The organism is Acidimicrobiales bacterium (assembly GCA_035316325.1).
Classification (GTDB): Bacteria; Actinomycetota; Acidimicrobiia; order Acidimicrobiales; family VFJN01; genus DASXTK01.
This window is the reverse complement of sequence record DATHJB010000087.1, coordinates 15,746-37,403: the sequence shown is the minus strand read 5'-3', so window position 1 is coordinate 37,403 and position 21,658 is coordinate 15,746. Positions and strand designations below refer to the sequence as shown.

The 21,658-nt window shown below is 72.6% G+C and carries 22 protein-coding genes; 14 read left to right on the top strand and 8 right to left on the bottom strand.

Features of this window, described 5'->3' with window-relative positions:
- Window positions 1-302 precede the first annotated feature (302 nt).
- Window positions 303-1,049, top strand: a complete 747-nt coding sequence (locus tag VK611_12575) for a hypothetical protein (protein HMG42163.1) — start codon at window positions 303-305, stop codon at window positions 1,047-1,049.
- A gap of 25 nt (window positions 1,050-1,074) precedes the next feature.
- On the opposite strand, the gene VK611_12570 is transcribed toward VK611_12575, so the two are convergent.
- The gene (locus tag VK611_12570; GenBank protein HMG42162.1) at window positions 1,075-1,788 is read right to left on the bottom strand and encodes a response regulator transcription factor; all 714 of its coding nucleotides are present in this window, start codon (window positions 1,786-1,788) and stop codon (window positions 1,075-1,077) included.
- Window positions 1,789-1,855: 67 nt separating this feature from the next.
- On the opposite strand from VK611_12570, the gene VK611_12565 reads away from it, so the two are divergent.
- Genes VK611_12565 through VK611_12550 form a run of 4 tightly spaced genes read left to right on the top strand, consistent with a single transcriptional unit; the run spans window position 1,856 to window position 8,174 of the window.
- On the top strand, window positions 1,856-3,052 hold the full coding sequence (locus tag VK611_12565; GenBank protein ID HMG42161.1) for a glycosyltransferase: 1,197 nt from the start codon (window positions 1,856-1,858) through the stop codon (window positions 3,050-3,052).
- Window positions 3,053-3,080: 28 nt separating this feature from the next.
- The gene (locus VK611_12560) at window positions 3,081-4,550 is read left to right on the top strand and encodes a HAMP domain-containing sensor histidine kinase (protein HMG42160.1); all 1,470 of its coding nucleotides are present in this window, start codon (window positions 3,081-3,083) and stop codon (window positions 4,548-4,550) included.
- Window positions 4,551-4,596: 46 nt separating this feature from the next.
- On the top strand, window positions 4,597-7,035 hold the full coding sequence (locus tag VK611_12555; protein ID HMG42159.1) for a hypothetical protein: 2,439 nt from the start codon (window positions 4,597-4,599) through the stop codon (window positions 7,033-7,035).
- Window positions 7,032-8,174: an adenylate/guanylate cyclase domain-containing protein gene (locus VK611_12550; protein ID HMG42158.1), complete on the top strand. Its 1,143-nt coding sequence runs from the start codon at window positions 7,032-7,034 to the stop codon at window positions 8,172-8,174. Before VK611_12555 ends, VK611_12550 begins: the two co-directional genes overlap by 4 nt.
- A gap of 58 nt (window positions 8,175-8,232) precedes the next feature.
- On the opposite strand, the gene VK611_12545 is transcribed toward VK611_12550, so the two are convergent.
- Entirely contained in the window at window positions 8,233-8,886 is a 654-nt protein-coding gene (locus VK611_12545; protein ID HMG42157.1) for an MOSC domain-containing protein, read from the bottom strand.
- Between the two features lie 35 nt (window positions 8,887-8,921).
- Window positions 8,922-9,734, bottom strand: a complete 813-nt coding sequence (locus VK611_12540; GenBank protein HMG42156.1) for a polyphosphate kinase 2 family protein — start codon at window positions 9,732-9,734, stop codon at window positions 8,922-8,924.
- Window positions 9,735-9,791: 57 nt separating this feature from the next.
- On the opposite strand from VK611_12540, the gene VK611_12535 reads away from it, so the two are divergent.
- The 5 genes from VK611_12535 (at window position 9,792) to VK611_12515 (ending at window position 13,025) form a co-directional block, all read left to right on the top strand.
- Window positions 9,792-10,511: a ribonuclease HII gene (locus VK611_12535; protein HMG42155.1), complete on the top strand. Its 720-nt coding sequence runs from the start codon at window positions 9,792-9,794 to the stop codon at window positions 10,509-10,511.
- Entirely contained in the window at window positions 10,511-10,897 is a 387-nt protein-coding gene (locus tag VK611_12530) for a hypothetical protein (protein ID HMG42154.1), read from the top strand. The genes VK611_12535 and VK611_12530 overlap by 1 nt, the downstream gene beginning before the upstream one ends.
- Before the next feature lie 57 nt (window positions 10,898-10,954).
- Entirely contained in the window at window positions 10,955-11,242 is a 288-nt protein-coding gene (locus VK611_12525; protein ID HMG42153.1) for a hypothetical protein, read from the top strand.
- Between the two features lie 136 nt (window positions 11,243-11,378).
- The gene (locus VK611_12520) at window positions 11,379-12,623 is read left to right on the top strand and encodes a Glu/Leu/Phe/Val dehydrogenase (protein ID HMG42152.1); all 1,245 of its coding nucleotides are present in this window, start codon (window positions 11,379-11,381) and stop codon (window positions 12,621-12,623) included.
- A 21-nt stretch (window positions 12,624-12,644) separates the two neighbouring features.
- Window positions 12,645-13,025 carry a VOC family protein gene (locus tag VK611_12515; protein HMG42151.1) on the top strand — a complete coding sequence of 127 codons (381 nt, stop codon included), beginning with the start codon at window positions 12,645-12,647 and terminating at the stop codon, window positions 13,023-13,025.
- Between the two features lie 364 nt (window positions 13,026-13,389).
- On the opposite strand, the gene VK611_12510 is transcribed toward VK611_12515, so the two are convergent.
- Window positions 13,390-13,737, bottom strand: coding sequence for a hypothetical protein (locus VK611_12510; GenBank protein ID HMG42150.1), 348 nt, complete (start codon window positions 13,735-13,737; stop codon window positions 13,390-13,392).
- 165 nt (window positions 13,738-13,902) lie between these two features.
- Between VK611_12510 and VK611_12505 the strand changes: the two genes are divergently transcribed.
- The 3 genes from VK611_12505 to VK611_12495 all read left to right on the top strand — a co-directional run bounded on the left by VK611_12505 (window position 13,903) and on the right by VK611_12495 (window position 17,244).
- Window positions 13,903-14,037, top strand: a complete 135-nt coding sequence (locus VK611_12505; protein ID HMG42149.1) for a hypothetical protein — start codon at window positions 13,903-13,905, stop codon at window positions 14,035-14,037.
- Window positions 14,038-14,208: 171 nt separating this feature from the next.
- The gene (locus VK611_12500; protein HMG42148.1) at window positions 14,209-14,949 is read left to right on the top strand and encodes a hypothetical protein; all 741 of its coding nucleotides are present in this window, start codon (window positions 14,209-14,211) and stop codon (window positions 14,947-14,949) included.
- Between the two features lie 3 nt (window positions 14,950-14,952).
- Complete coding sequence (locus tag VK611_12495; GenBank protein HMG42147.1) at window positions 14,953-17,244, top strand: hypothetical protein; 2,292 nt, start codon at window positions 14,953-14,955, stop codon at window positions 17,242-17,244.
- A 32-nt stretch (window positions 17,245-17,276) separates the two neighbouring features.
- On the opposite strand, the gene VK611_12490 is transcribed toward VK611_12495, so the two are convergent.
- A complete protein-coding gene (locus VK611_12490; GenBank protein ID HMG42146.1) occupies window positions 17,277-17,951 on the bottom strand; it encodes a hemolysin III family protein in 675 nt (224 codons plus the stop codon).
- An 83-nt stretch (window positions 17,952-18,034) separates the two neighbouring features.
- Here VK611_12490 and VK611_12485 point away from each other — a divergent pair, with 83 nt between their 5' ends.
- Window positions 18,035-18,586, top strand: coding sequence for a PadR family transcriptional regulator (locus tag VK611_12485; protein HMG42145.1), 552 nt, complete (start codon window positions 18,035-18,037; stop codon window positions 18,584-18,586).
- A gap of 22 nt (window positions 18,587-18,608) precedes the next feature.
- On the opposite strand, the gene VK611_12480 is transcribed toward VK611_12485, so the two are convergent.
- From VK611_12480 to VK611_12470, 3 genes are read right to left on the bottom strand one after another with little or no spacing between them, the layout of a single operon-like run.
- Window positions 18,609-19,412 carry an amino acid ABC transporter ATP-binding protein gene (locus VK611_12480; GenBank protein HMG42144.1) on the bottom strand — a complete coding sequence of 268 codons (804 nt, stop codon included), beginning with the start codon at window positions 19,410-19,412 and terminating at the stop codon, window positions 18,609-18,611.
- Complete coding sequence (locus VK611_12475; protein ID HMG42143.1) at window positions 19,409-20,707, bottom strand: amino acid ABC transporter permease; 1,299 nt, start codon at window positions 20,705-20,707, stop codon at window positions 19,409-19,411. Before VK611_12475 ends, VK611_12480 begins: the two co-directional genes overlap by 4 nt.
- Window positions 20,707-21,648, bottom strand: coding sequence for an ABC transporter permease subunit (locus VK611_12470; protein ID HMG42142.1), 942 nt, complete (start codon window positions 21,646-21,648; stop codon window positions 20,707-20,709). The genes VK611_12475 and VK611_12470 overlap by 1 nt, the downstream gene beginning before the upstream one ends.
- Window positions 21,649-21,658: the final 10 nt, after the last annotated feature.

Here is a 21,658-nt window from a genome sequence, read left to right as displayed (position 1 = left end):
CGGCGGCGTGGGGTCCGGGTAGATCGCGTCGCGGTCGACCGGATCGGAGCCGGAGGTCGGGGCGTTGTCGTCGGTCATGTGTCTCCCTCGGTAGCTGCGGTGCCGTCGAGCGGGAGTGGGGATGGCAGAGGCGACCCGCCGGCACCGCTGATGGCAGGCAACGTGTCCACCCTCAGAGAACCCTTGGAGTGCCCTCCGAGGTTCCTCCGACCCGGCACGGCGTGACCTCCCGGCCTCCTCTGAGCCGCCTCCAAGGCACCACCGGCACACTCTCGGCTCATGATGGGTAGAGGAGTGCAGCCATGAAGCCCCAGATGAACCGCCGCACGGCCATCGCCGCCCTCGGCTCCGCCGGGCTCGGCGGCCTCCTCGTCGCCTGCTCCAACGGCGACGACGACGCCGCCGAGGGCGCCGAGTCCACCAACACGACCTCGAGCTCGACCTCGACGACGGCCGCGCCCACCGCCGACGCCGGCAGCACCGACCTGGCCAGCCGGTTCGAGGAGGCCAGCTCCTGCTCCCTCACCCCCGAGGAGACCGAGGGGCCGTACTACATCGACGTCGACTCGATCCGCAGCGACATCCGCGACGGCCGCCCCGGCAGGGACCTCATGGTCGGCATCCGGGTGCTCGACGAGAACTGCGACCCCGTCCCCGACGCCGTCGTCGAGATCTGGCACTGCGACGGTGCGGGCGTCTACTCGGGCTTCGACGACGACACCACCCGCGACCTCCGCGGCGGTCAGGTCACCGACACCGCCGGCATCGCCCAGATCCTCACCATCTACCCCGGCTGGTACCAGGGCCGCACCGTGCACATCCACACCAAGGTGCACATCAACAACGCCGAGGCCCTCACCACCCAGCTCTTCTTCGACGACACCGTCAGCGACGCGCTCTTCGAGTCGGCCTCGCCCTACGACGAGCGCACCGGCCGCCAGACCACCAACGAGAACGACGGCATCTTCCTCGACGACACGCTGCTGACGCTCGCCGAGGACGGTGACGGCTACCTCGGGCTCATCACCCTGAACGTCGACCGTGGATGAGGCCCGGCACCCACCCGAAACACCCTCACCGTTCGGCGGGCAACCTCAGGCTGTACCCGACGCCCCGCACGGTGTGGATGAGCGGCGGGTCGACCGAGTCGATCTTCTGGCGCAGGTAGCTGATGTACGTCTCCAGCACGCTGGCGTTGCCGGAGAAGGTGTAGTCCCACACGTTCTCCAGGATCTGGTCACGGGTGAGCACCCGCCGGGAGTTGGCCAGCAGGTAGTGGAGCAGCCGGTACTCGGTGGGCGTCAGGTCGACGAGCTTGCCGCCCCGCCACACGTCGCGGGTGTCCTCGTCGAGCGTCAGGTCGGCGTAGCTCAGCCGTCGCTCGCCCGGCCCGGCACCGCTGGCCCGGCGCAGCACCGCCTTCACCCGCTCGATCAGCTCCTCGATGCTGAACGGCTTGGTGACGTAGTCGTCACCGCCCAGGCGCAGGCCCTCCACCTTGTCCTGGGTGGTGTCGCGGGCCGTGAGGAAGATGACCGGCAGCCGGGAGCCCGCACCCTCGTTCTGACGCAGGCGCCGGGCGACCTCGAAGCCGTCGAGGTCGGGCAGCATCACGTCGAGCACCACCAGGTCGGGCCGGCGGGCGTCGATCAGGGCGAGCGCCTCCCGGCCGGAGGCGGCCCGGGCCACCGCGAAGCCGTTGTAGCCGAGCCCCATCGCCACCAACTCGGTGATGTGCTCCTCGTCGTCGACGACCAGCACCAGTGGTTGGCGATCCGGTTCCGGCACCTTCGGCTCCTGTCGGCGACCGCCCTGGCCGCCCTGTCCACGACCTGGCCGAACGTAGTATGCGCCCATGGCCGCTGGGGACACCCTCGTCGCCCGCCCGCCCGAGGCGCCGCCCCGCCCGGCCCAGGTCGACGTGGTGGTGCCGGTGCACGACGAGGCCGACACCCTGGCGGCGTCGATCGGCCGGCTGCACGCCTTCCTGACCGGGCGCTTCCCCTTGTCGTGGCAGGTCACGATCGTCGACAACGCCAGCACCGACGGCACGTGGGACATCGCCCGGCGCCTCGCCGACGAGCTGCCGGGCATCCGGGTGCTGCACCTCGACGAGAAGGGCCGGGGTCGGGCGCTGCGGGCGGCGTGGCTGGGCAGCGACTGCCCGGTGGTCGCCTACATGGACGTCGACCTGTCGACCGAGCTGGAGGCCCTGCTGCCGCTGGTGGCGCCGCTGGTGTCGGGTCACAGCGACCTGGCGATCGGGAGTCGTCTCGCGCACGGTGCCCGGGTGGTGCGCGGCCCCAAGCGCGAGGTCATCTCCCGGGGCTACAACCTGCTGCTCAAGCTGACCCTGCGCAGCGGGTTCTCGGACGCCCAGTGCGGCTTCAAGGCCATCCGCACCGAGGTGGCCCGCGAGCTGCTGCCCCTGGTCGAGGACGAGGAGTGGTTCTTCGACACCGAGCTGCTGGTGCTGGCGGAGCACAACGGCCTGCGCATCCACGAGGTGCCGGTCGACTGGGTGGACGACGCCGACTCGCGGGTCGACGTGGTGCGGACCGCCCGGTCCGACCTGCGGGGCATCTGGCGGATGGTCAAGCGGCTGGCCTCCGGTTCGGCCCAGGCCGACACGCTGGGGGAGCGACCCCGCCGGCTGCAGCCGAGCCTCACCGGCCAGCTGGCGCGGTTCGCGTCGATCGGGCTGCTCAGCACCGCCCTGTTCAGCCTCCTGTTCTACGCCCTCGCCGGTCCGATCGGGGCGGTGCCGGCGGGCGTGGTGGCGATGCTGATCTGCTCGCTGGCCAACACGGCCGCCAACCGCCGCCTGACGTTCGCCCTGCGGGGCCGGACCGACCTGGTGCGCCACCACGCCGCGGCGCTGGCCGTGAACCTGCTGCCGCTGGCGCTCACCACGGGGACGCTGGTGGCGCTGGAGATGGTCGGCAGCGTCGACCGGGGCGTGCAGCTGGTGTCGGTGACGGCGGCCAACGCCGGCGCCACCGCGGCCCGCTTCGTGCTGCTGCGCATCTGGGTGTTCCGCCCCGCCGGGTGAGAGGCCGATCCGCGCACGCTCCAAGGGCGTGCCCGTGACCCTGCGGCTGCGCCTCGTCGCCGCCCTGGTGGCCCTGCTCACCGTCGGCCTGGCGATCTTCGGCGTCACCACCTACGGCTTCTACGCCCGCTCCCAGTACGAGCGGCTCGACGACGAGCTGCGCGACCTGGCCCGCCCGGTCGGGGTGCTGATGCTGAAGGCGGCCCAGCAGGGCGCGGTGGTCGAGCCGTCGGGCCCGGCCGACGGTGGGGAGGGCGACGGGAACGGCGAGCTGGTCGGCGCCCGCAACCTGGTGGCGGAGCTGCGCAGCACGGCGACCGGCCAGCAGGTGTCCCCGCCGCTGCTGCCGGTCGGCACGGAGGATCGCCCCGACCTCCCGGAGGAGCTGGCGTTCGACGGCCACGAGCGCTGGCTCGACGTGGGCTCGGCGGACGGCGGCAGCACCGAGTGGCGGGTCGTGCTGACCACCGTCGACGGGCAGGTGGTGCCCCAGTACTTCGTGGCGGTCGCCGTCCCCAAGTCGACCGTGCAGTCGTCGCTGGCCCGGCTCGCGTTCACCGAGCTGATCGCCGCCTTGGGTCTGTTGATCCTGGTGGCGGCGGGGGCCTGGCTTGTGCTGCGCCGGGGGCTGCGGCCGTTGGAGCAGATGGCCTCGACCGCGGGCACCCTCACCGCCGGTTCGCTCGACACGCGGGTGGCACCGGCCGACGAGCGCTCCGAGGTGGGCCAGCTCGGGTTGGCGTTGAACACGATGCTGGGACGCCTGGAGGAGGCGTTCGCCGAGCGTGATGCCACCGAGCAGCGGTTGCGCCAGTTCCTGGCGGACGCGTCGCACGAGCTGCGCACGCCGCTGACGTCGATCCAGGGGTTCGCCGAGCTGTTCCGCCTCGGTGCCGAGTCCGACGAGGTCGACCTGGCGGTCACCATGCGTCGCATCGAGGAGGAGTCGGGGCGGATGCAGCACCTGGTCGACGGTCTCCTGCTGCTGGCCCGGCTCGACGAGACCCGCCCGCTCGAGCGGCGGCCGGTCGACCTGGCGGTGGTGGCCGCCGACGCCTGCACCGCCGCGGTCGCCGTCGCGCCGTCGCGCCCCGTCACCCTCGACGCGCCCACGCCGGTGATGGTGGAGGGCGACGACGACCACCTCCGCCAGGCGGTCGGCAACCTGGTGGCGAACGCCATCCGGCACACGCCCACGGGCACGGCGCTCGAGGTGGGCGTCCACAGCCGCGGCGGTAGCGGCGGCAAGGGGGCCGACCCCGCCGAGGCGGTCGTCACCGTGCGGGACCACGGCCCCGGGCTCGACCCCGATGCCCTGGCCCACGCCTTCGACCGCTTCTGGCAGGGCGATCCCTCCCGGGCCGACGTGGGTGCCGGCCTGGGCCTGTCGATCGTGGCCGCCATCGCCGCCGAGCACGGTGGGCGCGCCGAGGTCGCCAACGCGGCGGACGGCGGCGCCGTCTTCACCCTCCACCTGCCGGTCACGTCGCCGGCGTGACCTGGGGGTGCGGGCCGCTGTCCCCGCACGTGCAAGCCTGGGGGGAATGTCCGCGAAAGGCTGGATGGCGCGCCGGCTGATGGGCCGCCTCCGCATCACCGACGACATCGTCCGGCACCTGTCGACCTTCCAGCGACTCGGTGAGCGCATCGATGTCGAGCTCCCCAGTGAGCTGCTGCCCGTCGGGGCGCGCACCGTGTTCCGGGCCCTGCGCACCCGCGCCGCCGCCCAGATCGGCAGCGACTGGGTGTGGCCCTACTGGCTGGAGCGCCAGCTCGACCCGGAGTCGCCCGCCTTCGTGCCCCGCGGCCACCTGCCGTTCCTCACCAACCTCACCCACCGCAACTGGACCGCGGTCGGCAACCTCGACTCGCCCTGGGAGGCCATCGTCGACCCGCGGGGCCTGGTCACGCCGTGGTTCGACGGCTGGTCGCTCGACTGGTGGATCGGCGCCGACGACCGCTGGCACGTGCCGTCCCGGGAGCCGTCGGTGCGCCAGCGGCTGGTCGACGCCACCCCGGTGGTGGAGACCCTGCTGCGCGTCCCCGGCGGCGACGCCGTCCAGCGGGTCTACGGCGTGCGGCGCTCGTCGCAGGAGGGTGGCGGCGAGCTGGTGATGGTCGAGATCGAGAACCGCTCGAAGCTGCCGGTGGCGCTGGCCCTGGCGGTGCGGCCCTACAACCCCGAGGGGCTGTCGGTGGTCGAGCGGATCGGCCTGCACGACGGCACCACGGTCGCCGTCGACGGCCGCCCCGCGCTGCTGCTCCCGAAGCCGCCGTCCCGGTACGCGGCGTCGACCTTCCACGAGGGCGACTCGGCGCCGGCGGTCATGAGCGGCGACGCGGTCGACACCTGGGCGGGTGACGTGCGCTGCGTCGCCGGGCTGGCCCAGGCGGCCTTCGTCTACCCGCTGGCCCACGGGGCGACGCTGCGGGTGGCGCTGCCGCTCGTGTCCGCGCCCCGCACCCGCCGGCGGGGCCTCACCCGACGCCGGGTCGCCCGCACGCCGTCGTTCCCGGCGGCGGTGCCGACCGCGGCCCACGTCGCCGCCGGCTGGGTCGCCCAGTCGCGCCGGGGCATGCGCCTGGAGCTGCCCGACGCCCGCCTGGCCGAGGCCGTCGATGCCAACCGGCGCTTCCTGCTGTTGCTCCACGACGGCGACGAGATCACCCCCGGCCCGTCGACCTACCACCGCTTCTGGTTCCGCGACGCCGCCTACATGCTGGCGGCGCTGGACAACTACGGGTTCCACGACGAGGTCGCCCAGGTGCTGCGGTCGTACCCGGGGCGCCAGCGCAGCGACGGGTTCTTCTTCAGTCAGCGCCAGGAGTGGGACGCCAACGGCGCCGCCCTGTGGGCGCTGGCCCAGCACTGGCGGCTGACCCGCGACCGGGAGCTGGTCACGGGGATGGTCGACTCGATCGCCCACGGGGTGCAGTGGATCGAGCGCAAGCGCCACGCGGCCGGCAAGGGTCGCAAGGGGCGGGCCGTCCGCAACGACGAGAGCCTGCGGGGCCTGCTGCCGCCGGGCGTGTCGGCCGAGCACCTCGGGCCCTACGACCACTTCTACTGGGACGACTTCTGGGGCGTCGCGGGCCTGCGCTCCGGCGCCGAGCTGCTGCGGGCCGGCGGCGAGGCCGACGCCGCCGCGGATGCCGACCGCTTCGCCACCGCCATGTGGGCCGACGTCGAGCGGTCGCTGGAGCGCACCGCCGACCGCCTGGGCACCGCGGCGATGCCCGCCGGCCCGCGCCGTCGCCTCGACCCGGGGCTCATCGGGTCGCTGGTGGCGTGCTGGCCGCTCGACCTGCTGCCCGCCGACGACAAGCGCATCGTCGCCACCACCGACGTGCTGCGGGAGCGCTTCACGCTGGCCGACGGCCGGGCGTTCTTCCAGGGCATCAGCCACACCGGGCTCGGCACCTACCTGACGCTGCAGCTGGCGGCCGTCGAGCTGGCGGCGGGCGACCCCCGCTGCCTCGACCGGCTGGCGTGGATGCTGGAGGTGGCGACGCCCACGTGGACGTGGCCCGAGGCCGTCCACCCCCGCCTGCCGGGCGGTTGCATGGGCGACGGCCACCACGGCTGGGCGGCGGCCGACTTCCTGTCGTTCGTCCGGATGCTGCTGGTGCGGGAGGTCGAGGGCGGGCTCGCGCTGTCGTCGGCCGTGCCGGACTCGTGGCTCGGCCAGGGCTGGGAGGTGCACGACGCGCCCACCGCCCACGGCACCCTGTCCTACGCGGTGCGCTGGCACGGGGAGCGCCCGGCGCTGCTGTGGGAGCTGCAGCCGCACGCCGACGCGGCCGGTCCGGTGCGGCTCACCGCTCCCGGGCTCGATCCGGGCTGGTCGTCGACCGAGCTGAAGGGCGAGGCACTGCTCGCACCGGTCGTCCCCGCCGCCGTCACCGCCGTCGCCGTCCCCGCCGCCACCGACGAGGTCGAGGTCGAGGTCGACGAGCCCGGTGTACCTGGGTCCCTGGCATGAGCGACCTTCCCGAACCCCCGGCCCACGACACGGCCCGCGAGACGCTCTGGTCGCTGCTGCGGGGGCTGGGCACCAGCGACGACGAGATCGCGCAGGCCGAGCGGGACGGCACCCTGGCCCTGCTCACGGTCGAGCGGATGATGGTGCCGGAGCCCGGCCGCTACGACCTCGACGAGGTCAGCACGCGCACCGGTCTCTCGGTCGATCTGCTGGCCCGGCTGTGGCGGTCGCTCGGCTACCCCGAGCCGCGACCCGGCGACCACGCCTTCAACGACGCCGACGTCGAGATCCTGGCGCGGGTGGGCGAGCTGGTGGAGGTCGACGTCCAGCGGGAGCCGTTCGTGCTGCAGATCAGCCGGGTGATCGGCTCGTCGATGGCGCGGATCGCCGCGGCCCAGGTCGACGTGATCAGCGGTCCCACCGCCCGGGTGGGGGAGATCACCAGCACCACCGACCAGCGTGCGGTCACCAGCGCCGGCGTCCTGCTCCCGCTGACCCCCCGCATCCTGGACCTGGCCTGGCGCCGGCACCTCCAGGCCGCGACCCGGCGGCGCATGCTGGAGGTCGTCGCCGGCGCCGACAAGGTCGAGGTGGTGGTGGGCTTCGCCGACCTGGTGGGGTTCACGGTGCTGAGCCAGCAGATGACCGACGTCGAGCTGTCGGACATCGTCGGCGAGTTCGAGGCCCTGGCCTACGACGTGGTGACCGCCGGGGGCGGCCGGGTGGTGAAGACCATCGGCGACGAGGTGATGTTCTCGGTGGCGTCGCCCAAGGCCGCGGCCGAGATCGCCCTGTCGCTGTCGGAGGGCACCAGGGCGTCCGACGAGCTGTCCGACGTGCGGGTCGGGATGGCGTTCGGCCCGGTGCTCGACCGCGAGGGCGACCTGTTCGGCCCGGTGGTCAACCTGGCCAGCCGGATCACCGCGCTCGCCCTGCCGGGCACGGTGGTGGTCGACCCCGAGCTGGCGGCGGCGCTGGAGGACGACGAGGGCTACGTCGTGAAGCCCATGCGACCCCGTTATCTCAAGAACATCGGCCGGGTGGCCCTCCACGTGCTGCGCCGCTCCGGCCCCGAGCTTCCCACCCGCTTCACCGACCGCCGCCAGGCCCTCCGCGACGCCGTCCGCGCCCGCTACTAGCCGAAATTGCGTGGCAGGCGGCCGCTATGCAGCCGGCAGCCACGCAGTTTCGACGGGTTCAGCCCTTCGCGAGGCCCCGGCGGGCGAGGGTGAGCATGGCGTCGGTGGCGATGTCGAGGGCGAGGATGCGCTCCAGCAGCTCGGCGGGGGCGCCGTGCTTCGAGTCGACCACGTCGGCGATGCGGATGCCGTGGTCGGGCGGGGAGCCGATCCGCACCACATCGTCGCCGGCCTCCAGGCGCCCGGGCTCGACCACCCGTAAGTAGGCGCCGCTGCGGCGGGCCTGGTCGAAGTGGTCCATGAAGGCCGCGTCGCCCATGCGCATGCCGAGCTTGGCGCAGGGGAAGCGGGGCTGCGACACCTCCAGCACCGCGGTGCCGATCTGCCAGCGCTCGCCGATCACCGCCTCGCCCAGGTCGATCCCCTCGGTGGTGAGGTTCTCGCCGAAGAGCCCCCGGAGGAACGTGGTGTCGGGCATCTCGCCGGCCCACCAGGCGTAGTCCTCGGTCGAGTAGGCGTACAGGGCCTTGTCGGTGCCGCCGTGCACCCGCAGGTCGGCCGACGCGTCGCCCACGAGGCGCTCGCCGACGATCTCCGCCGGCCCGTCGACCGGCTCCCGCCAGATGGCGCTCGTCACTTGGCGGCCGTGCCACTCGACCGTTCGGGGCAGGCCCACGTTCACCGACACGATCCGACCGAGCGCTTCTCCCATGCCCGCCAGTGTGCCGTCCTGCTGCGGGTGAACCGCTACGAGATCTCGGCGCCCGTGAGGTCGTCGGGACTGGGCGGGTACTCCAGGTCGAGCTTCTCCAGCGTCTCGACCAGCGTCCGGCACACCACCACGTCGCGGTACCACTTGCGGTTGGCGGGCACGATCACCCAGGGCGCCGACGGCGTCGACGTCTCCTTGATCGCGTCCTCGAAGGCCACCTGGTAGTCGTCCCACAGCTTGCGCTCGGCCAGGTCGCTGAGGCGGAACTTCCAGTGCTTCTGCGGATCGTCGAGGCGCGCCTGCAACCGCTCGGCCTGCTCGTCGCGCGAGATGTGCAGGAAGAACTTCACGATCGTGGTGCCCTCGTCGACCAGCATCTGCTCGAACTCGCGGATGTGCCGGTAGCGGGCCCGCCAGCGCTCCTCGGGCACCAGCTCGCGCACCCGCACGATCAGCACGTCCTCGTAGTGGCTGCGGTCGAAGATCACCAGCTCGCCGTTGCGGGGCACCTCCGGGTGGATGCGCCACAGGAAGTCGTGGGCCAGCTCCACCTCGGACGGCGCCTTGAACGCCGCCACCCGCACGCCGGAGGGGTTCACGCCTTCGAACACCCGCCGGATCGTGCCGCCCTTGCCGGCTGTGTCCATCCCCTGCAGCACCACCAGCAGCTTGTGGTGGCCGTCGGCGTAGAGGCGCTCCTGCAGGCTGTCGAGCCGGGCGTTCAGCTCGGCCAGCTCGGCCTTGGCCTTGCGCTTGCCGTCCTGGTGGGGGTCGAGCTCGCCGGTGTCACCCGGGTCGAACTTCGACAGCTTGAAGCCCGTCTTCTTGGTGACCCGGTAGCTCTCCATCGGGGAGGTTCTACCCGGACGACGGGCGGGTGCGACACGAGAGGTACTGTCGCAGGCGTGTCCCGACTGACCGCCGCGGTGCCGGCGACGGCGCCCATGTTGCGTCCCTCGTTGAAGCGCCACGCACCGTCGCTCGACCGGGAGCGGGCCCTGTGGGACGCCGGTCACGACGTGGTGGTGGGCATGGACGAGGTGGGCCGCGGCGCCTGGGCCGGGCCGCTGACCCTGGCCGCGGCGGTGCTGCCCCGCGACCGTCGGGTGTACAAGGTGCGTGACTCGAAGCAGCTCACGGAGTCGGAGCGCGAGTCGCTGTTCGACCGGATCGCCGAGTGGTGCGTGTCGTGGTCGGTGGGCCATGCCACCCACGAGGAGTGCGACGAGCTGGGCATGAGCGAGGCGCAGCGCCTGGCCGCCCGGCGAGCGCTCGACGGCTTGGGCGTGACGCCGACGCGGGTCCTGCTCGACGGCAAGTGGGACTTCGTGGGCGGCGGCGTCACCGAGCAGATCGTGCGGGGCGACGCCACGTGCCTGTCGATCGCGGCGGCGTCGATCCTGGCCAAGGTCACCCGCGACCGGATCATGCGGGAGGAGTCCGAGCACCATCCCTGGTGGTGGTTCGACTCCAACAAGGGCTACCCGTGCCCTCGGCACCAGGCGTCGCTGCGGGGGATGGGGCCGTCCGCCATCCATCGGCGGAGCTGGGCGTTCATGGACGGGTTGCCGTGGTGCGGGGTGCCCCGCCAGGTCCGGCCCGATCCGCAGGGGGTGCTGTTCTGATGCGATCCCGCTGGCCGGTCGTCGCTCTCGTGGCGTGGACGTTCTTCGTGTGGACGACGCGCATCGGCAACATCTGGGGTGACGACGGGCTCGACACCGCCGGCAAGGTCGGCCGGACGGCGCTGGCGCTGAGCTTCACGTTCCTGGCACTCGCCGTCGTCGGCGCCCTGTGGCGGCGGCCGTCGTGGCTGCGTCCGACCGTGGTCGCCCTTGCCGCGTGGACCACCGGCGTGTGGCTCGTGCGCGACACGTCGATCCTGTTCGGCGACCACGACACGTCGTTCAAGATCGTCCACACCGTGCTCGCGGTGGTGTCGATCGCCCTGTCGGCCCTGGCCCTCCGCACCCCGGCGCCCGCCCGCACCCCCGAACCCGCACGCCGCTAAGACACGCCCGGGCCGGGTTCGGCCGGTCAGCCCGGCACGGCTACCATGCCGGCTGCCATGGGCCAGCCGATCATCGTCGTGGAGAAGCCGACGCAGACGCCGGGCATCGCCCGCTTCGAGCTCAACCGCTCGCTCACCGGGATGGGTCACGAGCGCTACGCGTCGCCCGACGACATCCTGGGCGACCGGCCGGTCGACGAGCTGGCCCGCCGCCTCTTCGACAGCGGCGGGGTGCAGGCCGTGCACGCCAACGGCAGCGTCGTGACCGTGGAGCTCACCGAGGGACGGAAAGCCGGGGACCTCCTCGACATCATCCGGGGGCTCTACATCCACTATCCCGGGTAGATCGTTCGCGGGAGCAGAAGTTCGACCGCTGCATGAGGCATGCATTCATGACGGCGGGACTACTCTGCAATGCAACGAAGCGTCACCGGTCAACGGGTGGTCGGGCCGCTTGGTGTCTGCGAGGAACAACTGAACGATGGGCACGAGTTCGTGGGATGCGGTCCTGGAGCGACTGGACGATGCAGCCACGTTGGCCAAGCTCGATCCTGATATCCACCGCCTCCTGCGGGAGCCCCGTCGTGTGCTCGAGGTGTCCGTCCCCGTGCGCATGGACGACGGGTCGGTCGAGGTGTTCACCGGCTGGCGGGTGCACCACGACACCACCCGCGGCCCCGGCAAGGGCGGCATCCGCTTCCACCCGGACCTCGACGTCGACGAGGTGAAGGCCCTCGCCGCGATGATGACGTTCAAGACGGCGGTGCTCGACCTGCCCTTCGGCGGCGCCAAGGGCGGGGTGCGGTGCGATCCCACCCAGATGTCGCTCACCGAGCTCGAGCGGGTCACCCGTCGCTACACCTACGAGATCAGCCCCCTCCTCGGCCCCGACACCGACATCCCGGCCCCCGACGTCAACACCGACGGCCGGGTGATGGCCTGGCTGATGGACACGCTGTCGATGGTCGAGTCGCGGACGCTGCCGGGGTCGGTCACCGGCAAGCCGCTGGCCATCGGGGGCACGAAGAACCACGCCGGGGCCACGTCGTCCGGCTGCCTGGTGTGCTCGCGGGCCGTGTTCCGCGAGATGGAGATGCGCTTCACCGGCAGCCGGGTGGTGCTGCAGGGGTTCGGCAAGGTGGGTGGGCCGCTGGCGTTCCTGCTGTCGTCGGCCGGCCTGCGAGTGGTCGCGGTGGGTGACGCGGGCGGTGCCGTGGCCAACGAGGGCGGCCTCGACGTGGGCGGTCTGGCCGACCACGTCTCCGAGACGGGTTCCGTCGCCGGGTTCGCCGGGGGCGAGGTCGTTCCCGCCGACGCCCTGTGGGACGTCGAGTGCGAGCTGCTGGTGCCGGCGGCCCTGGGTGGCGTGATCACGGCGTCGGTGGCCGAGCGGCTGCGCACGAAGGTGATCGTCGAGGCGGCCAACGGGCCCACCACCACCGGGGCCCAGCCGATCCTCGACCGGCGGGGGATCGTGGTCGTGCCCGACATCCTCGCCAACGCCGGGGGTGTCACGGCCAGCTACTTCGAGTGGGCGCAGGCCCGCCAGGGCTACCCGTGGGACGACGACCTGGTGGCCGAGCGGCTGCGCACCCGCATGGACGGCGGCTTCACCTCGGTGTGGGCCCGCTCGCAGACCCTGGGGGTCAACATGCGGGCGGCGGCGTTCGTGGTGGCGGTCGAGCGTCTGGCGGCGGCGCACGAGGCGCGCGGGCTGTTCCCCTGAACGGGCTTTAGGGTTGGCGACATGACCACCGTCCTCGCCGTCGACCACTTCGTGCTCGTGGTGTCCGACGTGGACCGGACGCTGGCCTGGTACCAGCACTACGCGGGGCTCGCGCCGATGCGGGTCGACGAGTGGCGCCGCGAGGAGGTCTTCTTCCCGTCGCTGCGGGTCTCCGAGGAGACGATCATCGACGTGCTGCCGGGCCGTGACGAGGGTTCGTCCGAGCGGGGCCACCTCGACCACATCTGCTTCGTGGTGAGCGTCGCCGACCGTGAGTCCCTGGCCGCCGACCCCTCCCTCGAGGTCGTCGACTCGGGCGTGCGGTACGGCGCCCGCGGCGACGGCGAGTCCCTCTACGTCCGCGACCCCGACGGCCTCCTCGTGGAGTTCCGCTCGTACTGAGCAGTCCGCGGCGCTGAGCAGGGCAACGGCGTCCAAGACACTTCTGCACCACCTTCACGGAGGCGCCGGAGTCGATCGGCACGCTGGCGAAGTGATGGCGCAGCTAATCCCAATGCCGTTCAGTTCGCGCGCTTTCTCAGCCTCGGTCGGGTCCCCGGTGGTGTTGTCGGGCTGTCGCCATCGTTGCGGTGTCGAGCGACCGTTTCGGTTCGTCGGCGCCGCAACGACGGTGCGGCGCCGTGACGTCGGGCGTTCCTGGCCGCGGTCCCGCAAACCTGACGGCATTGCAGCTAATGCGGACCGTTCACCCAGCCGGGCGGCTCGGCAGCTTTCTGGGCCCGAGCCACCGGGGCAGCCTACGTAGTCAGCGCTCGTCTAGTTGCAGGTCCACGAGCCGGTATCGCGTTCCTTCGACGTGGCGCACCTTGCAGCTGAATGGCGTCTGGAGGAGTGCACCGAACCCATTCTCGGAGTCGACGTGCGACACCACCGTGTACTCATCGGCCACGCTCGTGATGATGACCTCGCCGTCGTCCTCGAACTCGTTGGGGAACTCGGCCGAGCCCGGGGAGAGCAGCCGGTCCTTCACGAACTGGGTACACACGTCGAACGCCCCGTACTTGATGTCGTCAGCGGTTGGTTCCTCGTCTGCTGTACTGCTGCACGCTGAGAGGAGGATGAAACCGGCCGCCGCCGTGACTGCCCGCCACATGGTGGCGACGGTAGACCTCGCGCTGTCGCTCGGGGACGAGTCGACGGCGTTTCTCGCCGGGATGCCAGACGGGCGGGCGTCAGTCGCCGGCAGGCGGAAGGAAGGCGGGAGAGCTCATGAGCAACCGAGTGTTCTTCGCTCTGGTCGGTCGGTGGCCTGTGTGTGGTGCTGCTCGCCATCGGCGGCATCATCGCTGTGCGCGACAAGCGGGAGACCGACGCCGAGAGCGGCCGGCTCACGCAGGAGTTCACCTGCGCGTTGCAGGCGGACGAGGGCCTGCCCCAGGACGAGGGCTGCTGAAGCCATCTCGTGACGCGGCCTTGACGCGGAACGCCGAGATTTGGGGAGAAACGGCTGACCCTGCTCAGAGCGCATATCGAGAGGGACGCTCTGGGTCCAGTCACCACGGGGAAGGTTCCGCCCTGCTGAACCCCTCTTGCCATGATCGAACATGTGTTCGATCATGGAGGGATGGCGACTGCAACTGCCCTCGATCTCGACCGGTCCGACTTGGCCGGGCCGGCCGACCCGGTTGGCCGGGCCGACCTGGCCGATCTGGCCGAGTGGGTGCGGCCGCTGGAGCTGCGCAGCGAGCAGGCGACGTGGCCGGTGGTGGCGGGGTTGGAGTCCCTGCTGCCGGGTGGCCTGACCCGGGGCACCACGGTGGCGGTGGGCGCGGCTCCGGGCGTGTCGGGGGCGGCCACCCTGGCCTTGGCCGTCGCGGCCGGTCCCTCGGCGGCGGGTGCCTGGACGGCGCTGGTGGGTGGCGGTGTCGGTGGGGGGTCGTGGGGGTTGGCGGCGGCGGCGGGGCTGGGTGTGGCGCTCGACCGGCTGGTCGTGGTGGCGCCGGCGGGACGGCTGCCGTCGGGGTGGGGACCGGTGCTGGGGGCCCTGATCGACGGCTTTCCGGTCGTGGTGCTGGGGCCGGAGGTGCGGCTGCGGGCTGCCGACACCCGGCGCCTGGCGGCCCGGCTGCGGGAGAGCGGCGGGGTGATGGTGCGGATCGGGGAGGACGGGGCGGTGCCGGCGGCGGCACACGCGCGGTTGCTCGTCAGGGAGGGGGAGTGGCAGGGGGTGGAGGACGGGGCGGGGCACCTGCGGGCTCGGCGTGCGGTGGTCGAGGCCACCGGCCGGGGTGCCGCGTCCCGTCCCCGCCGGGCCGAGCTGCTGCTGCCCGGCCCCGACGGCCGGGTCCACGGGATCGAGGCCTGACCGATGGACTCGGCTGTCCGCATGCTGGTGGTGTGGTTCCCCGACTGGCCGGTCGTGGCGGCGGGGGCGCCGCTGGACGAGCCGGTGGCGGTCGTGCGCGGCAACCAGGTGGTGGCCTGCTCGCCGGCGGCCCGGGCCGAGGGGGTGACGGTCGGACTGCGCCGCCGCGACGCCCAGGCCCGTTGCCCCGAGCTGCTGGTCCTCCCCTCCGACCCGGCCGCCGAGGCCCGAGCCTTCGAGCCGATCGTGGCGGCCCTGGAGACCCTGACTCCCCGAGTCGAGGTGATCCACCCCGGCTGCGTCGCCTTCCCCACCCTCGGCCCTTCCCGCTACCACGGTGGCGACACCCCCCTGGCCCAAGCCACCACCACCCTCCTCACCAGCACCACTTCTTCCCAAGCCACCTCCCCCCACCCCCGACCAACCACCCCGCCCCCCGTCCCGACCCCAGCCGCCGTTCCCGCCCCGGTCCAAGCCCCTGTTCCCGCCGCGGCTCAGGTCCCCGGCGCAGCAGCCGTCCCCGGCGTTGCCCCGGCTCCCGTTCCGAACCCGGCTCCGGTCGCCGCCCCATCTCCCGCCGCTCCGCCGACTCCTGCCCCAGCGTCAGCCGCCTCGGTGGTGGGTCCCGCCTCCGGCTTCGTGTCCGGTCCCGCTGTGGTGACTGGCTCGGTGCCGATCGCCGTGTCGGGTACCGGTGGCCTTCACTTCGTCCGGTCCCCGGTGCCGAGCCCCGACTCTGCCGCCTCGTGGCCCACCTCTGGTCTCACCGGTCCTGCCTCCGCTGTCGCCGGGGTGGGGGTGGCGGACGGGTTGTTCGCGGCGAAGCTGGCGGCTCGATGGGCGGCGGCCATCGCGGGCAGGGGTGCGGCGGCGGGCATGGTGGTCGACAACGTGCTGGTGGTGCCGCCGGGGGAGAGCGGGCCGTTCCTGGCACCGCTGTCGTTGCGGGCGCTCAACCTGCCGGACCTGGTCGAAGTGCTGCGTCAGCTCGGCCTGCAGACCATGGGCGACCTGGCGGCGTTGCCCGAGCGCCACGTGGTGGCCCGCTTCGGCACCGAGGGTCGGGCGGCCCAACGCCTCGCCTCCGGCCTCGACCCACGTCCGCCCGCCACCACACCGCCCCCGCCCGACCTGCGGATCGACGTCCAGCTCGACGCGCCGGCCGAGCGGGCGGAGACGGCTGCCTTCGCCGCCCGCGGCCTGGCCGACGAGCTGCACCGGCGCCTGACGGAGCGGGGGATCGCCTGCACCATGCTGCTGATCGGCGCCGAGACGGAGCACGGCGAGCGTCACGAGCGGATCTGGCGCAGCGCCGGCGCCTTCGGTCCGGCCGCCATCGCCGACCGGCTGCGCTGGCAGCTCCACGGTTGGCTCTCCGGGGCCGACCGAACAGGGCAGCCCGACGGCCGGCCCCCCGGGCCCGACCAGCCAGGTCGACCGTGGCCTGAGCGGCCCGACCCGACAGGGCGACCATGGTCCGAGCAGCCCGACCGGACGGGGCGGCCACGGCCCGGACAGCAGGGGTTCGAACGGCCCGGGACCGAGCGGCCCGGGCAACCGTTGCCCGAGCGGACAGGGCGGCCCGAGTGGTGGTCCGAGCGGCCGTGGTCTGAGCGGCCTGGCGGCGATGGGGGCGCCGGGGGCGACGGGGTCGAGGACCCGGCGCCCGGTTCGTGGGCGGCGCGGCCGACTGGGGGGCTGGTCCGTCTGTGGCTGTACCCCCAGGAGGTCGTGGCCGCGGACGGTCGTCAGCTCAGCTTCGGGGCCGGCGGGGGCGATGCCGTCATCGCGGCCGAGCACGCCGACCGCTCCCTGGCCCGGGTGCAGGCCCTGATGGGGGCCGAGGGGGTGGGACTGCCCGAGTGGCGGGGCGGCCGCGGCCCGGGGGAGCGGGTGGTGCTGGTCGACGCCACCAGCGCCGACCTCACCGCGCCCCGCCTGGCCGGCCGGCGCGAGTGGGTGGGGGAGCCGTGGCCGGGTGCCGTCCCCGAGCCGGCGCCGGCGGCCGTCTACGCCCAACCCTCACCGGTCCGGCTGCTGGACGAGTCGGGCTACCCGGTGCGGGTGAGCGGCCGGGGTTTGCTGAGCGGCCACCCGGACACCCTGGCCATACGTGACCGGGGCCGCCCCGAAGCGGTGACCCGATGGGCCGGCCCGTGGCCCTGCCAGGAGCGCTGGTGGGATGCGGTCGGGCACCGTCGCCGCGCCCGACTCCAGGTGGTCACCAGCTCGGGCACCGCCCACCTGCTGATCCTGGAGGCCGGGCGCTGGGCGCTGGAGGGCACCTATGGGTAGCCGCCGGCGGTCGACCACGAGCGAGGGGAGGCTCAGGTGACGGTGACGAACACCGCTGCATAGTGGGCGGCGAAGCCCACCAGCGTGCAGGTGTGGAAGACCTCGTGGTAGCCGAACACGGCGGGCACCGGGTCGGGCCGTCGCAAGCCGTAGACGACCCCGCCGACCGTGTAGGCCAGCCCGCCGATCGCCACCAGCGCCACGACGCCCCCGCCGCCGTTGCGGCCCAGCTCGGGCATCACCCCCACCGCCACCCAGCCGAGCGCCAGGTAGAACGGCGTGTAGAGCCAGCGGGGCGCCCCCAGCCACGCCACCCGGAAGACGATGCCGGCGAGCGCGCCCACCCAGACGGCGGTCAGCACCACGGTGCGGGTGGTGCCGTCGAGCAGCATCAGGCAGAGCGGCGTGTAGGTGCCGGCGATCAGCAGGAAGATGTTGGAGTGGTCGAGCCGCCGCAGCAGGGCGTGCGTCGGGGCGTCCCAGTGCCCACGGTGGTAGAGGGCGCTGACCCCGAACAGCACGACGCCGCTGAGCGCGTAGATCGCCGACCCGATGGTGGCGGTGGTGCCCTCGGCCGCCACGGTGACGACGATGCCGGACACGATCGACACCGGGAAGGCGACCAGGTGCAGCATCCCCCGCAGCCGCGGCTTCGACGGTGCCGGGGTCTCGCCGGTCTCGACGGTGGCCGTGTCCGCTCGCGTCATGCGGGCACCGTAGCGGGGCACCTCGGAGCCGTCAGGACCAGCCTTCTTCCCTATCGGAACATAGGGGAACATAGGATGACCGCGTGGTCGCTCGCCACATCTCCCCGACGCCGACCGGCTACGCGCTGCTCGGGTTGCTGTCGTTCGGCGACGAGCTGTCGGGCTACGAGCTGAAGCAATGGGCCGACGGCAGCCTGCGGTTCTTCTGGACGGCACCGGCGATGAGCCAGGTGTACCGCGAGATCGAGCGCCTGGCCGAGGGGGGCCTCGTCGCCCAGCGCAGCGTCGTGCGCGACGGCACCCGGCCGACGAAGGTGTACCAGCTCACCCGGGCCGGCGAGGTGGCGGTCCGCGAGTGGCTGGCCGAACCGCCCGAGCCGCCGTCGCTCAAGCACCCGATCGCCCTGCGGATCTTCTTCGGCCACCTGCTCGAGCCCGACGACCTGCGCAAGGCACTGACCGCCCATCGCGACTGGTGCGAGCGGATGCTCACCGAGCTGGCCGAGGTCCGGGAGACGCTGGGCGACGACCCCAAGTGGCGCAACGCCGCCCTGGTCGCCGAGTGGGGCCTCGACTACTACCAGGGCGACCTCGCCGCGGTCGAAGGCACCGTCACCGCCGCCCTCGACGACTGACGACCGCCGGGCGACCGGCCGCTCAGAGGATCTGGCGGAGGAAGAGCTTCGTGCGGTCCTCCTGGGGGGAGCTGAAGAAGTGCTCGGGCGTGCCGACCTCGACGACCTCGCCGTCGGCCATGAACACCACCCGGTTGGCGACCTCGCGGGCGAAGCCCATCTCGTGGGTCACGACGATCATGGTCATCCCGGAGCTGGCCAGCTCCCGCATCACGTCGAGCACCTCGGCGATCATCTCGGGGTCGAGCGCCGAGGTGGGCTCGTCGAACAGCATGATCTTCGGCTGCATCGCCAGGGCCCGGGCGATCGCCACCCGTTGCTGCTGGCCACCCGACAGCTGACCGGGGTACTTGTCGGCCTGCTCGGGGATGTGCACCCGACCCAGCATCTCGCGGGCCACGTCGTCGGACTTCTGCTTCGACCAGCGCCGCACCCGCCGCGGCCCCAGGGTGACGTTCTCGAGCACGGTGAGGTGCGGGAACAGGTTGAACGACTGGAACACCATGCCGACCTCACGCCGCACGTCGGCGATGCGGCGCACGTCGTTGCCCAGCTCGATGCCGTCGACCACGATGCGCCCGCTGTCGTGCTCCTCGAGCCGGTTGATGCAGCGGATCAGCGTCGACTTGCCCGATCCCGAGGGGCCGATCACCACGACCACCTCCTGGCGGCCGACGGTCAGGTCGATGTCGCGCAGCGCCTGGAAGCGGCCGAACCACTTGTCGACGCCCGCGCACTCGATGATGGCCTCACCGGTGCCGCGAGCCTCGGTGGCCATCGCCGTCAGCGAGGTGTCGGTGGTGGTGGCGTCGCTCACGTCGCTCATGTGCGTTCTCCGATGCCGAGGCGGCGCTCGAGCCGGCGGCTCTCACGCGACATGGTGTACGACCCCGCCCAGTAGATCAGCGCGGCGAAGGCGAACGTGACGGTGTGCAGCCGCTGGCCCAGGAAGCTGGGCTGCGAGACGCTGTTCTCGGCCACCTCCAGCAGCTCGGTGAAGCCGATGATCGCCAGCAGGGTGGTGTCCTTGTAGAGGCTGATGAACTGGCCGACCATCGCCGGGATCACCGCCCGCAGAGCCTGGGGCAGGACGATCAGGCGGGTGACGTTCCACGGCCGGAGGCCGAGCGCCTGCGCCGCCTCGTACTGCCCGCGGGCGATCGACTGGAGCCCGCCGCGCACCACCTCGGCGACGTAGGCGGCCTCGAACAGCACCACCACGATCATCGCCCGGGCGAGGGCCGGGGGCGGCTCGACCGTGTTGGGGAAGAACAGCGGGATCACGTAGTGGCCGAAGAACAGCAGGGCGACGAGCGGCACGCCCCGGATCAGCTCGATGTAGGCGACGGTCATCGCCCGCAGCGCCGGGAGCGACGACCGGCGGCCCAGAGCCACCAGGACGCCGAGCGGGAACGACAGCGAGATGCCGGCCACGGTCACGAAGATCGTGAGGTGGAGGCCGCCCCACTTGCTCCATTCGGCGTCGCCCGGCCCGTCCATCACCAGCGCGGCGGCGACCACCCCGACCAGCGCCGCCAACCAGGCGAAACGGGCCAGCCCCCGCGCCCGTCGCCCCAGCCATCGGGTGGCCAGGAGGATCACGCCCCCGGCCAGGGTGAGCAGCGTGGGCGTCCACGTCCTGGTCTGCGACAGCAGCACGACGAGGGCGGCCAGCACCGGCCAGTAGCGCCGCAGACCGTCGACAGGGCCGGGTCGTTCCACGTCACGGCCGGCGGCCCGGGCCAGCTGCTCGACGTTGGCGGCGGTGGCGGCGCTGAAGAACCCGGCCAGGCCGACGAGGAGGTAGAGCGCGGCCCACAGCCGCCAGACCTCGTCGACCGGGTAGCGGCCGACCATGAACAGCCGCAGGTTGCGACGGATGATCTCCCAGTTGGAGGAGACCAGGACGAACCACAGGAGCCGGTAGGCGACGTAGGCCACCAGCAGCCCGAACACCACGGTGAGCACCGAGCCGGCGCGGGTGGCGAAGAGGTTGGCCCGCACCCATTGGCGGGGGGTGAGGCGAGCCTCGGGAGGGAAGCGGGGCGGCTCGGGTTCGGGCGGCACGAGGCCGGCGAGCTCCGGGTCGGCGGCCGGGAACCCGGCGGGGATTCCGGCCATCAGCGCTCCACCAGCTGGAGGCGGCGGTTGAGCAGGTTGAACACCAGCGAGATCGTCAACGAGAACCCCAGGTAGACGATCATCAGCACGATGATCGTCTGCAGCGCGGGCGACCGTGCCCCGATGAGCCGGAACCCGAGGCTGGACACGTCGGAGTAGGCGACGGCGATGCCGAGCGACGTGTTCTTGGTGAGGCTCAGGTACTGGTTGATCGTGGGCGGCAGGCCGATGCGGAAGGCCTGCGGCAACAGGACGAAGCGCAACCGCTGGAGGTCGCTCAGGCCCAGCGCGGTGGCGGCCTCGGTCTGCCCGAGGGGCACGGCCTGGATGCTGCCGCGCACGATCTCGGCGATGTGGCTCCCGTGGTAGAGCGCGAGCGCGGCGGTGAGCGCCACGTACGGGATGTTGAGCGTGGTGCCGAAGAAGACCAGCTCGCGGTTGGAGATCTCGATCAGGCCGCCCAGCTCGTAGGCCTCGGTGCTGCGGGGGAGGGTCTGCAGCCAGGCGCCGGTGAAGAGGATGACCAGCAGCACCGGGACGTTGCGCAGCACCTCCACGTAGAGGGTGGCTGCCTTGCGGGCGACCCAGCTGTGCGACAGCCGGAGCACGCCGACGGTCACCCCGATGGCCGTCGCCAGGGCGATGCCGACGACCGCCGACGCCGCCGTGTTGCGGACGCCGACCCAGATGGCGTCGCGCACCGGCTGCGTCGAGCGGAAGTCGGCGTAGGCGATGTTGAAGCCGGTGGGCTCGTCGAGGAACCCCCAGCCGCTCTGACCGCTGCGGTCGCGGGTGTTCGCCTGGTAGTTGTCCTGCAGGTACAGGGCGAGGGTCACCAGGACGAGGATCGCCACGACCTGGCCGAGCACCCGCAGGACGCGGACGTCGAAGAAGACCGCGGCGAGCGAACCCCGTGTTCGCTCGCCCGCGGGTGTGCTCATTCAGGTGGTC